Here is a 12,176-nt window from a genome sequence, read left to right as displayed (position 1 = left end):
ATAGATGAAACCCATGCCTGATACCTGTTCTACGCCGATCACCGGCATCGATTCCCACGCTCATGTGTTCAGTCGCGAGCTAAAGCTGGCCGCAGCACGGCGTTATACCCCCGGTTATGACGCCACGCTCACGCAGTACCTGAAGCACTTGCAAACCCACGGCCTGAGCCATGGTGTATTGGTGCAGCCAAGCTTTCTCGGCACCGATAACAGCTACCTGCTGGCGGCATTGCGGCAGGCTCCGGAGCAATTGCGCGGCGTCGTGGTGCTGGAGCGAGACGTCAGCCGTGTCGTGTTGGACGACATGGCCCGACTGGGGGTGGTTGGCGTTCGACTGAATCTGATGGGCAAAGCCCTGCCTGATTTTCGCGACGCGGCCTGGCGCGACTTTTTCGGCCACATCGCTGACTTGGACTGGCACGTCGAATTGCACCGCCAAGCGCCGGATCTGCCGGGACTGATTCGGCAACTGATGTCATTTGGCGTCAAGCTCGTGGTCGACCACTTCGGCCGTCCCGATGCGCGTTTGGGCACCGATCAACCTGGCTTTGCCGAGTTGATGGAGCTGGGCCTGAGCGGGCAAGTGTGGATTAAGGTTTCTGGCATTTATCGATTGGCCGGGACGGACCAACAGAATCTGGCATTCGCCCGCGCCGCATTGCCCCTGCTGGAGCAGAGTTTCGGTCCTCGTCGCTTGGTGTGGGGCAGCGACTGGCCGCATACGCAGCATGAAGGACATGTCGGTTTCGATACGGTGATGGCGCAGTTGCAAGCCTTGCAGTGCTCGGCGCCGCTCCTGCGGGCAGTGCTGGTAGACACCCCCCGTTCATTGTTCGGGTTTTGAATGGGGAGGCTGTCTGGGCACCGTTTATCGACGTCAAAACATATTTACCCCATGCCACATCAAGTGCTCCACCTGACAGCCGATAGCCCTATAGGTCCGATTGATTTCCGGGTTCCGAGGGTACGTCATGTTTAATAAAACTCTAAAAGATGAACTGACGGCTAAGACAGCCGAATTGGCAACATACAAGGGATTAGTCGGCGCTCTTGAACGGTCGATGGCCGTGATTGAGTTCAGCCCGGACGGCAAGGTGCTGAGGGCCAACGAAAATTTCTTGAAAACCATGGGTTACCGCGCCGAGCAATTGGCGGGGCTGTCCCATCGGGATTTCTGTACCCCCGCGCTGACAGGCAGCGCCGAATACCGCGAATTCTGGAGCCGCCTGCGGGCCGGCCAATTCGTTTCCGGCACTTTTCAGCGACGCACCTCGCAGGGGCAGAACGTTTGGCTTGAGGCCAGTTATAACCCTGTGATGGACGAGCAAGGCCGCGTAGACAAAGTCGTCAAGTACGCCCTCGACGTCACCGCTCGGGTCGTCAGCGAGGCAGAAACACGGGGCAAATTGGCAGCGCTTGATCGTGCGATGGCAGTGATTGAATTCGATTTGAACGGTAACGTCCTGACTGCAAACGATAACTTCCTTGGCACCCTGAATTACTCTCTGGCCGAGATCAAGGGCAAACACCACCGGATGTTTTGCGAGCCGAACCTGGTCAGCAGTTCCGAGTACAGCGATTTCTGGCGTCGCCTTAATAACGGTGAGTTCTTCAGCGGGCAATTCAAGCGTCTCGGCAAACACGGCAAGGTCGTTTGGCTGGAGGCCAGCTACAACCCGGTCTACGATGCCGAAGGCAAGCTGAGCAAGATCGTCAAGTTCGCCAGTGACATCACCGAGCGAGTCGAGAAGTTCGAAGAAGATTCACGCGGCGCCTCACGTGCCTACCACATCTCCTCCGAGACCGAGAAAGTCGCCGAACAGGGCGCGCAGGTTATCCAGCAGACGGCCAAGGAAATGCGCCAGATCGCCGACAACATCGGGGCGTCCGGGCGTTTGGTTGGGCAGTTGGGGGCTCGTTCCGAAGAAATCACGGCCATCGTCAACACCATTCGCGGTATCGCCGACCAGACCAACCTGCTGGCGCTTAACGCGGCAATCGAGGCCGCACGGGCAGGGGACCAGGGCCGGGGCTTTGCGGTGGTCGCCGACGAAGTTCGGCAACTGGCAGGGCGGACAAGCCGTTCGACCGCCGAGATCGCCGAGATGATCGGCATGATTCTTTCAGAGACCCGGGAAGCCGTCGCGAGCATGAACGTCACCCATGAAGGCGCACTCCGTGGGGTCACGCTGGCAGATCAGGCGGGCTCGGTCATCCTGCAGATCCGGGCGGGGACGACCGATGCACTCGAAGCGGTGAGCATGTTCGCTTCCAAGCTCGATGAGTCCGAGGTGATACCGAAGACAGCGATCGGCTGGGTCGGCTGAGACGGTTGAAATCCGCTCCCCTTTGGGAGCGGGTTGCTCGTGAAAACGCTGGGTCAGTTGGCGGGGATTTTTGAAACGTCGAGCCGCCCCCAGGATCCATCTGCCTTGACCAACTCCAGCAATACCGCGCGCAGTTCCGGCGGTCGCACCGGCTTGGCCAGGACCGAGATATTCAGGCTTTGCAGTGACTCGCGTATCCGCGCTATTTCATGCCCGGTAATGACCAGCGCCGGGACTTCCCAGCCGCGTTGCTCGCGTATGACCGCAATGCACTCGGAGCCAGAAACCTTCGTGCCCAGGTCGAAGTCGGCGATGATGATGTCGCAATCGCTGGTCAACCCTTGGCCGTCGCTGTGGGTTTGCACCTCGCAACCCCATTTTTCCAGCAGCACCGAGGTGGCCATCAAGACATTGGCATCGTCTTCTACCAGGCACACCCGCAATCCGTTCAGGCGGCTGTGGACCGTCTTCAGCTTGGGCGTCGTGACCCTTGGCGTTGCTTGCTCCAGGCCGCTGATCGCCACCTTGGTGCCCCGTCCGACCCTGGAATCGATGTGCACATCAACCTCGAGTAACTGGCTGATGCGCTTGACGATGGACAGCCCAAGACCCAGGCCTTCGACATCTTTGTCGCGTACATGACGCACCCGATAAAACTCCTTGAACACCTCGGGCAAATGTTCGGCGGCGATACCACGCCCCTTGTCGTAAATCACCACGGCCAAGCCACCGCGCTGGCGACGTACACCGATGAGTACCGGTTGGCCCGGGGCATATTTGAGTGCGTTGGACAGCAGGTTCTGGACCATGGTGGTCAATAACCCGGGATTGACGTTTACCCAGTAAGGGCTGGCGCGCAAGCGTAGCTCAACCCCCGCCCAGCGTGCCGCCTCGGTGTTCTGTCTGACGACGTCCTGCAGCAGCGCGCCCAAGTGAATCGTGTCTGCCTGCGGCACCAGTTTGCCGTGGTCCAGAGTGTAGATATCGAGGATCGAGCGAAACAGCTGTGACACGGTGTGCAGCGAACGGTCAATGTTGTCCACCAACCGCAACTCCTCCGGGCCGAGCTTGGCATCACGCAAGCAGGCGGTGAACAGGCCGATGGAGTGGATCGGTTGGCGCAGGTCATGGCTGGCCTGGGCCAGGAAGCGTGATTTCTCCTGGATGGCCATGATTGCCTCCTCGGAGGCAATCCGCGTGCGCTTGAGCAGAGTATGCGCATAGGCCGGCACCACGATGGTGGTCACGATTAGCATCAGGAACAGGTAGGGCTGGGTCCGCCAGAATGGATTGAGCCAGAAAATCAGCACCAGTACCGACAGTGCGATGGCGGTCGCCAGTGCCAGGTAGCGGGAACCGAAACGCACGCCGTTGCCCAACGTCACCCAGAGCAGTGCTGCGTAAATGGGCAGTGCGCTTTCACCCCCCAGCACCATGGCAAAAGCGATGCCGGCATAGTCATGAAGCATGGTGAAAAGGCGTCGCCAGAAGAAGTGCCCCGGCTTGCGCTGGATGAGAGAGCGCAGGAGCACCGACGCAATGATGAACGCCACGATGTAAATGATGATCGGCGTGTAGGCAGCGGCGTCATCGGTCTCGATGCTGGCCAGGACGATGATATACAACAGCGCACAGGCGCTGACGATCAGGCGTACTGTGGCCTGATTGAGTTCGCTGTTCTTTTCCACTGACCTTCAACCTCATGATCGGGGAGATGCTGGGCTTCGTGCAATGCGAGTGTAGTTGCCTGGCCTTTTGACGCTCCCTTTGATAAATGAAGTCGCGGCTGGAAGGATTGTGCAGAGGCCCGCACAGGAGGGCGGTGAGCGGAGCTACCTGGAGCGAGCGGATCAAGCCGATTCGGCTAACCACGAGGCCTGTTCAGGCCAGCGGGCAAGCCGAACCGGTGGAGGGCCATGGAGCTCAGTAGACTCGGTAATATTTCACCACGTCGTCGACGAAATAGATCGTCAATACTGACCCCTGGGCTTGGCCCTGGGACGTCTTGGTGCCGGTTGCACTGCTTACGTCATTGGCCACTTTTTGCACTTTGGCTAGTTGTGCCGAGGTGTCATACAACTTCAGGCGTGTCTCGTCCGATACATATTTGTTAGCTAACTTCATATACCGGTTGAGACCCTCATCTTGTTTGTCGTAAGTCCAATTCGACTCGTTACTGGTACTTGTCGAGTTGAGCGCTTCGGTCGAGGGTGCGCCAAACATCTGGGTGATCTGGCTTTTGGTTGTCTTGCCGGGATAAATCGTCTGCTGTAGGTAAGCGGTATCGAACTTCTTGGTGTCCGAGTTCAAGCCAGTCAAGGAATTCAATGAGTTCAAGGAATTCATCAAGTCGCCCGAGTTTGTACAGCCGCTGATGAGCCCAGCCAGCACGCCCAGTGCTACTCCATTCTTTAGTGTTTTTCCATAGTTGAAGGACATAGAGACTTACCTTGAGTTATTGTTTTCAGGACCGTTCCATTCTTCAGCCGAACAACCGGTGAAGTTGGCCCAGCGTTGCGCAGCCAATCGAACTGTTTAACCCAATAGGGCCCGCAAGCCACAAAGCATTGATACGCGCGGTCATCTGCCCGGCGCCTGGCTCATTGTCATTTAAGTATTTTGACTGCTCGCGTCAGCCTTAATAGAGCACTCACAGAGTAGAGTGTAAAAGCTGGCACAAGCCATAGCACAAGTGTGCTATGGCTTTGAATAGGGGGGCGAGGATGACGTTTTATATAACTTCTCGACCGTCATGCCTGTGTTTTTTATACCGTCGCTTTACAGAGCGTCGTGGGCAAGACACAGCGGGTCTACGGTTTGTTTTTTCCTGTCCAGCCGTCACTGCTGGGGAAATGGGAAAGTTGTGCGGCGGCGGCCGCGCGGGTCGGGACTCCCAGTGCTTTGAGCAGGCTTGAAACATGGATGCGAACCGTGAAAGGTGAAATGCCAAGTTCCTTGGCGATTTCCTTATTGGTCTTGCCATCAGCCACCAGGCCAAGCACCTGGCGCTGGCGCGCCGTCAGTTGGGTAAGAGACGCTGACTGCAAGTCATCCAGGATCGAGTTTTCCGAGTGATATCTGACGATCACTTCGCCTTCGCGAATCGCCATGATGGCTTCGGCGATGCCGGCGGGATCGATATTCTTTCCAATAAAACCGTCTGCCCCCAGTGACATGACCTGGGAAATAATGTCGATGTCGTCAATCATTGAAACCACAATGATCGAGGTGCGTTTGAACTCGTTGCGCAAATGCCCGATGACTTGCAGCGACTGGATGCCGGGGAAGCGCAAATCAAGAATCAGCGAATCGACTTCCGCGCCCGACCGGGCGAGCGCCAATACCTCATTAAGGTTGCCGGCTTGTTCTACGGATGCCGTCGGGAGAAGTCGTTCTATGGTTTTCAGCATCCCTTCGCGAAACAGTGGGTGGTCATCTGCCACTATTACCCTGCACGTCATGCTCAAGATCCTCCTGATCTTCTCGTCCGCTCATCGTAACCTAAACTGGAAAGGCGGGTTTCACGATTGAAACAACCATTTATGCGCGACTGACGTCATGAATATGACGGAAAAGAATAGCGATCCCGATCAGGCTCTATTGAGATCGGCGGTCGGGGAGTCATTGACGTGGGCAGTGGGTGTGCTCGGTGAGGGCGGCTCCAATGGACTGAAGGCTCAGGCTTTGAAGGCATGTCTCCCTCTGGCGAGCAGCGCGGCGGGAAGTCCTGGCGGTGCGCAACCCGCCCCCAAAGCCTCGGCCTACCTGAAGGTGGAAGTAACGGTTACGATGTGCGGGGTTTTTATGAACTCGCAAAACGAATCAGGATCAAGAGTTCAGCACTGCAGTTTTTAAAAAATATCCTTACCCGCATTCAATGGGGTTAATCCGAGCTGGGATCGCCGACTCAGGATGATAATTTTTGGGTCGACAGACAGCAGGGACGTTTCAGCCAGGCGGATTGAGGATCGGTTAATGTCAAATGTTGAAGAGCTTGCCCTGGAAACCGTTGCGCCGAGCGAGTTCGACAGCCTGGTTGCCATAGGGACAAGCGCGCTCGATGCCATTCCTGGTGCGGTGTATCTCTGTGATCGCGAAGGTTGGCTCGTCCGGTACAACAGCGAGGCCGCCGAGTTGTGGGGCAGGGCTCCGGCACTCGGAGAGCAAGGTGATCGCTTCTGCGGTTCGCATCGACTTTTTCTAACCGACGGTACGCCGCTGGCGTTTGAAGACAGCCCGACGGCCTCGGCGCTCAACACAGGCGTTGCGGCGCGCAATCGGGAAGTCATCATCGAGCGCCCGGATGGTTCGCGGTTCGTTGCACTGATGAACATCCGCGCGCTCAAAGATCGTTGGGGAACGGTTCAAGGCGCGATCAATTGCTTTCAGGACATCTCGGCGCACCACGCCATCGCCGAAGAGCTTCGACGTAAAAGTGCCGACCTGGAAGACTTTTTCGACAACAGCGCAGTGGGCCTTCACATTGTCAGTGGCGAGGGCATCATTCTGCGCGCCAACAAGGCTGAATTGGCGCTGCTGGGCTATTCGGAGCAAGAATACATAGGCCGCCACATTACCGAGTTCCATGTGGATGCGCCCGTTATTGGCGACATTCTCAATAAACTGGGCAGCGGCGATTGCCTGGAAAGTTATCCGGCGCGTCTAAGGGCCAAGGACGGTTCGATCAAGTACGTCGCGATCACCTCCAATGGGCGATTCGAGGACGGTAAGCTGTTCAACACCCGCTGTTTCACCATCGACGTCACGATCACCCAGCGGATGGAAAGCCAGATTCGTGAAAGCGAACGGCATATGCGCAATCTTCTCGAGGCACTGCCCGCTGCGGTTTACACCACTGACGCAGAGGGCCACATCACGTTCTACAATCGCGCGGCCGTCGAGTTGTCAGGTCGCACGCCTCAATTGGGCGACATGTGGTGCGTGACCTGGAAGCTGTTCAACACTGACGACAGCCCGCTGTCCCACGACGAATGTCCGATGGCGATAGCCTTGAAGGAAAACCGCGCGATTCGAGGTGTCGAGGCAATTGCCGAGCGACCCGATGGGACTCGTGTACCGTTCACTCCGTACCCCACACCTCTGCATGATGCCGACGGCAACCTGGTGGGGGCGATCAATATGCTGGTGGACATCACCGAGCGAAAGCAGGCGGAAAATCGGCAGAAGACGTTGATCGACGAGCTCAACCATCGGGTCAAGAACACCCTGGCCACGGTGCAATCCCTGGCCGCGCAAACGGCGCGCAACGCCGAGGACGCGAAGGACGGCTATTACCGTTTTGAGGCCAGGCTTCTCGCCTTGTCCCGGGCCCATGATCTTTTGACGCGGCGACATTGGGGCCGTACGCCCCTGGACTCCCTTGCCCAGGAAGTGCTGATGCCGGTATTCGGCCACGAGCCCAGCCGTATCGTGGTGGGCGGTGCGTCAGTCGATGTCAGCACCCGGGTCGCGCTCAACCTCACGATGACGCTCAATGAGCTGGCGATCAATGCGCTTAAGTACGGCGCGATGTCAGTCGAGACGGGTACGCTTTCTGTCACCTGGGCGCTGCAATCCCAATCGAATGGAATGCTGCTGACCCTGGACTGGCGTGAGCAAGGAGGACCGTCGGTGTCCCAGCCAAAACGAGAAGGGCTAGGGTCTCGTTTGATGAAACGTTGCATCGAACGCGATCTGGGTGGGGAATTTGACCTGACCTTCGCCCCGCAAGGTGTGTTCTGCCGCTTCTCGTTTCTGATTGAAGCGTCCGTGGCATGACTCCCTTCGCTGGCATCAGGGTGCTCGTTGTCGAGGACGAAGGCGCGATTGCCATGATGATCGAGGAGATGCTGGAGGAACTCGGATGCGAGGTGCGGGCGTCAGTGGCACGGCTCGTTACCGCATGCGAAGCAGCCCGCTTGGCGGAGATCGACCTGGCCATCCTCGACGTCAACCTGGCTGGCGAACGTGTTTTCCCTGTGGCCGAAATTCTTCGTGATCGCGGCATCGCGTTTTTATTCAGCACCGGGTACGGCGCCAGCGGGCTACCGAGCGAATTCGCCGATCACCCGGTCTTGCACAAACCGTTTTCGCAAAGCGACTTGCAGCAAAAAGTGGCACTTGCCCTGAGGCGCTGACCCCTGCTCGCGAAGACGGCACATCCAACATCCATTCAAGCTGACCCACCGCGATCGCGAGCAAGCTCGCTCCCACAAGGGAGTCGGTGTCGTGCAAAAAATTCGGGCCCACCGAAGATCCGATGTGTGCGAGCTTGCTCGCGAAAGCGGTGGCTCAGCTTGCATCGATGCTGAATGTACCACCGTCTTCGCGGGCAAGCCCGCTCCCACATTGGTTCCGAGGCGGTCATAGAAGTCGCATTCACCCCCCAATCCCCTGTGGGAGCGAGCTTGCTCGCGAAGGCGTCGGCACATCCAACATCCATTCAAGCTGACCCACCGCTTTCGCGAGCAAGCTCGCTCCCGCAGGGGAATCGGTGTCGTGCAAAAATTTCGGGCCCACCGAAGATCCAATGTGTGCGAGCTTGCTCGCGAAGGCGTCGGCACATTCAACATCCATTCAAGCTGACCCACCGCGATCGCGAGCAAGCTCGCTCCCACAAGGGAATCGGTGTCGTGCAAAAAATTCGGGCCCACCGAAGATCCGATGTGTGCGAGCTTGCTCGCGAAAGCGGTGGCTCAGCTTGCATCGATGCTGAATGTACCACCGTCTTCGCGGGCAAGCCCGCTCCCACATTGGTTCCGAGGCGGTCATAGAAGTCGCATTCACCCCCAATCCCCTGTGGGAGCGGGCTTGCTCGCGAAGGCGTCGGCACATCCAACATCCGTTCAAGCTGACCCACCGCGATCGCGAGCAAGCTCGCTCCCGCAGGGGAGTCGGTGTCGTGCAAAAAATTCGGGCCCACCGAAGATCCAATGTGGGAGCGAGCTTGCTCGCGAAGGCGTCGGCACATTCAACATGGATTCAAACTGACCCACCTGGAAGACGCCATTTCATTTTATGAAAGAGTGGATTCCAGTTTGTGCGTATTCCTGCGAAGTCGCTTTGGGAAGAAGATGGCCCCACCTGCAATGCACGCCTCTGCAAGAGGTGTCGCGCAGCTCCCCTAATCGTAGCGCACTGACGCAGGCTGCAAGGCCGCGGCGCGAGGAGCAGCTGATGAACGAAGCCACGAAACCACAATCCTCGCCCTGGCATGAAGGTGAGCTGACCTTGCAGCGCGCTGTCGGGGCGGTCGACATGATGGCCAGCGTCGGTCAACGGCAATTGGCTCGCACGTGGATGCCGGACCAGCATCGGGAGTTCTACGCCCAGCTGCCCTTCGTGGTGTTGGGTACGGTGGACCGTCAAGGCGACGTGTGGGCGACGCTGCGTACGGGGCAGCCGGGCTTCATGCGTTCGCCCGACCCGCAAACCTTGCACATCGATATCGAGCCGCAACCGAGCGACCCGGCCCAGGAGGGCATGGGCGAGGGGGATGCCATCGGCATGTTGGGGATCGAGTTGCACACCCGCCGACGTAACCGCATGAACGGCACTGTGCGTCGTCAACTTGACGAAGGGCTCGAGATTTCAGTCAGTCAGGCCTATGGCAATTGCCCGCGCTACATCAACCTGCGCCAGTACGCCTTTGTCGAAGAGCAGGCTGCCGCGCCTGTTCAACTGACCCCGACGGACCCGTTGGTCCGGCGTCTGGTCACACAGGCCGATTCGTTTTATATCGCCAGCTATGTGGTCCGCGACGGCGAGCGGCAAGTCGATGCCTCTCACCGCGGCGGCAAACCGGGGTTCGTGCGCATGGATGAAAACGGCACGCTGACCATCCCGGATTTCTCCGGAAACCTGTTCTTCAACACCTTGGGCAACATCCTGCTGAACCCAAGGGCGGGGCTGGTGTTCATCGATTTTCAGACCGGCGACCTCCTGCAAATGAGCGGTTCGGCCCAGGTGCTGCTGGACGACCCCGAAATCACCGCGTTCCAGGGCGCCGAGCGGCTATTGCGCTTCACGCCGCAGCGCATTGTCTACCGTCAGGCCGCGCTCCCGCTGCGCTGGAAGGACCAGGCCGAGGGAGCATCGCCCAATTCGTCGATGACCGGGAGTTGGGCGCAAGCCGCCGAGCGCTTGCAGGCCGAAGCCCTGCGGACCCACTGGCGTTCACTGCGGGTGGAGCGCGTGGTGGACGAAAGCCACAACATTCGCTCTTTCTACCTGCAAGCCACTGACGGCGCCGCCTTACCCCGGTTTGAAGCCGGACAGCATCTGCCTGTGCGGATCTTGCTGGACGGCCAAAAGACACCGTCGATTCGGACCTACAGCGTCTCCAGCGCGCCGTCGGATGATTTCCTGCGCATCAGCGTCAAGCGCGACGGTTCGGTGTCATCGCACCTGCATGATCAGATCCAGGTGACGCACGAGATTGAAGCGCGGGCGCCCCAAGGGCACTTCACGGTTCAGCCTGTCGAGAGACGTCCTTTGGTGCTTCTTGCCGCGGGCGTTGGCATCACGCCGCTGTTGTCGATGTTGCGGGAGGTGGTTTACCAAGGGCAACGCATCAGCCGCATGCGCCCGGTCTGGCTGGTGCAAAGCGCACGCACGGTGGCTGACCTGGCGTTTCGTGCTGAACTCGACGCGCTGGCGGCCCGCGCCGGGGACAAGTTGCGGATACTGCGGATGGTCAGCCAACCACCCACCGAGGCGGGCGCGGGCGAAGGTTACGATGCAGCGGGCAGGATTGACGTGGAGCTGCTCAAGACACTCCTTCCGCTCAACGACTACGACTACTACCTGTGCGGGCCGGGCAGTTTCACCCAGGCGCTGTATGACGGTCTGCGCAAACTGCGCATCCCTGACGAGCGTATTCACGCCGAAACCTTCGGTCCGTCAACGCTGGTCCGGGACGTCGAAGTCAGCGTACCCGCTGCGCCGCAAACGCCTGCGGCGAGCGAAGCGGTGAAGGTGTTGTTCTCTAGCTCCGGCAAGGAGGCCCGTTGGGAGCCAGGCAGTGGCACGTTGCTCGAACTGGCAGAGGCGCGCGGCCTGAATCCGGAGTTCAGTTGCCGCGGCGGCTCCTGCGGCACCTGTAAAACCCGCCTGAAACGCGGCCAGGTGCATTACCTCAACAGCCCGGCGGAGCCTTTGGCTGACGATGAGGTGCTGATCTGTTGCGCGGTGCCGGCCGAGGGCAGTGAGACGGTGGTGCTGGAGGTTTGAGGGCGTGCTTCTGGAGAGGTATGTTTCGCGGGCGCGGGCGCTGAGGCTGTGTTTGTGCTAAACCTCCTGATCGGTCGATGCCAGCCTGCTGGCCGCCAACTTGTCTAGAAGCGACTTAATAAGGGACTGATCATGAGCCTCCACGGCCAGTACGATTCGCAGAACATTTTTGCGCTGATCCTTCGGGGCGAAGCGCCGTCCTACAAGATTTATGAAGACGCCGACGTCATGGCCTTCCTGGATGTTTTTCCGCAATCTCGCGGTCACGTCCTTGTGATCCCCAAGGCCTCCCAGGCTCGTAATATTCTGGAGGTCGAACCCACTGTCCTCGGGGCGATGATGTCTGCCGTGCAGCGGCTCACGCGCGTCATCGTGGATGAATTGAAGCCGGACGGTGTACAGGTCGCCCAGTTCAATGGTGCTGTGGCCGGGCAAACGGTCTATCACATTCATGTGCACATCATCCCGCGTTGGGAGGGCGAAACGCCTGGCGAACATGGGAGAGGGAAGGCCGATCCTGAGGAACTCAAAGTCCTGCAGGCGCGTTTGGTTGAGCGCATTCGTTCCATGGACTGACGCTGGCGGGATTCTCCCGATGTTCGACCAGGGGTAGGGAAT

The 12,176-nt window shown here is 58.9% G+C and carries 9 protein-coding genes and 1 pseudogene; 7 read left to right on the top strand and 3 right to left on the bottom strand.

All coding sequences use genetic code 11. The annotated features are described in order from the left end of the window. Positions 1 to 13: 13 nt before the first annotated feature. The 3 genes and pseudogenes from CD58_RS15965 (at position 14) to CD58_RS31880 (ending at position 2,327) form a co-directional block, all read left to right on the top strand. The gene (locus CD58_RS15965; protein ID WP_025213998.1) at positions 14 to 844 is read left to right on the top strand and encodes an amidohydrolase family protein; all 831 of its coding nucleotides are present in this window, start codon (positions 14 to 16) and stop codon (positions 842 to 844) included. Between the two features lie 127 nt (positions 845 to 971). Beyond that, positions 972 to 1,739, top strand: a pseudogene (locus tag CD58_RS31885) (PAS domain-containing protein); the annotation flags it as partial. Continuing rightward, positions 1,731 to 2,327, top strand: coding sequence for a methyl-accepting chemotaxis protein (locus tag CD58_RS31880; RefSeq protein WP_419178842.1), 597 nt, complete (start codon positions 1,731 to 1,733; stop codon positions 2,325 to 2,327). The pseudogene CD58_RS31885 and the gene CD58_RS31880, both read left to right, overlap by 9 nt. 53 nt (positions 2,328 to 2,380) lie before the next feature. Here CD58_RS31880 and CD58_RS15955 read toward each other — a convergent pair whose 3' ends face one another. The 3 genes from CD58_RS15955 to CD58_RS15945 all read right to left on the bottom strand — a co-directional run bounded on the left by CD58_RS15955 (position 2,381) and on the right by CD58_RS15945 (position 5,788). Further along, entirely contained in the window at positions 2,381 to 4,015 is a 1,635-nt protein-coding gene (locus CD58_RS15955; protein ID WP_025213996.1) for a hybrid sensor histidine kinase/response regulator, read from the bottom strand. A 235-nt stretch (positions 4,016 to 4,250) separates the two neighbouring features. Further along, a complete protein-coding gene (locus tag CD58_RS15950) occupies positions 4,251 to 4,766 on the bottom strand; it encodes a hypothetical protein (RefSeq protein WP_025213995.1) in 516 nt (171 codons plus the stop codon). A 371-nt stretch (positions 4,767 to 5,137) separates the two neighbouring features. Beyond that, entirely contained in the window at positions 5,138 to 5,788 is a 651-nt protein-coding gene (locus tag CD58_RS15945; RefSeq protein WP_025213994.1) for a response regulator, read from the bottom strand. A gap of 514 nt (positions 5,789 to 6,302) precedes the next feature. Between CD58_RS15945 and CD58_RS15940 the strand changes: the two genes are divergently transcribed. From CD58_RS15940 to CD58_RS15925, 4 genes are all read left to right on the top strand, one after another. Next, entirely contained in the window at positions 6,303 to 8,105 is a 1,803-nt protein-coding gene (locus CD58_RS15940; RefSeq protein ID WP_025213993.1) for a PAS domain S-box protein, read from the top strand. Further along, on the top strand, positions 8,102 to 8,464 hold the full coding sequence (locus CD58_RS15935) for a response regulator (protein WP_025213992.1): 363 nt from the start codon (positions 8,102 to 8,104) through the stop codon (positions 8,462 to 8,464). The genes CD58_RS15940 and CD58_RS15935 overlap by 4 nt, the downstream gene beginning before the upstream one ends. 1,039 nt (positions 8,465 to 9,503) lie before the next feature. Continuing rightward, positions 9,504 to 11,558 carry a pyridoxamine 5'-phosphate oxidase family protein gene (locus CD58_RS15930; RefSeq protein WP_025213991.1) on the top strand — a complete coding sequence of 685 codons (2,055 nt, stop codon included), beginning with the start codon at positions 9,504 to 9,506 and terminating at the stop codon, positions 11,556 to 11,558. Positions 11,559 to 11,690: 132 nt separating this feature from the next. Next, positions 11,691 to 12,134, top strand: a complete 444-nt coding sequence (locus CD58_RS15925; protein WP_025213990.1) for an HIT family protein — start codon at positions 11,691 to 11,693, stop codon at positions 12,132 to 12,134. The last annotated feature ends 42 nt before the right edge of the window (positions 12,135 to 12,176 follow it).

It is taken from the genome of Pseudomonas brassicacearum (genome assembly GCF_000585995.1).
Taxonomy (GTDB): domain Bacteria; phylum Pseudomonadota; class Gammaproteobacteria; order Pseudomonadales; family Pseudomonadaceae; genus Aquipseudomonas; species Aquipseudomonas brassicacearum_A.
The sequence above is the reverse complement of the archived record's forward strand: the minus strand, read 5'-3'. Positions and strand labels throughout refer to the sequence as shown.

Coding starts and splice junctions, on each gene's coding strand:
- CD58_RS15950 (WP_025213995.1), bottom strand. CDS start 4,766: ATGTCCTTCAACTATGGAAAAACACTAAAGAATGGAGTAGCACTGGGC.
- CD58_RS15925 (WP_025213990.1), top strand. CDS start 11,691: ATGAGCCTCCACGGCCAGTACGATTCGCAGAACATTTTTGCGCTGATC.
- CD58_RS15930 (WP_025213991.1), top strand. CDS start 9,504: ATGAACGAAGCCACGAAACCACAATCCTCGCCCTGGCATGAAGGTGAG.
- CD58_RS15945 (WP_025213994.1), bottom strand. CDS start 5,788: ATGACGTGCAGGGTAATAGTGGCAGATGACCACCCACTGTTTCGCGAA.
- CD58_RS15940 (WP_025213993.1), top strand. CDS start 6,303: ATGTCAAATGTTGAAGAGCTTGCCCTGGAAACCGTTGCGCCGAGCGAG.
- CD58_RS15935 (WP_025213992.1), top strand. CDS start 8,102: ATGACTCCCTTCGCTGGCATCAGGGTGCTCGTTGTCGAGGACGAAGGC.
- CD58_RS15965 (WP_025213998.1), top strand. CDS start 14: ATGCCTGATACCTGTTCTACGCCGATCACCGGCATCGATTCCCACGCT.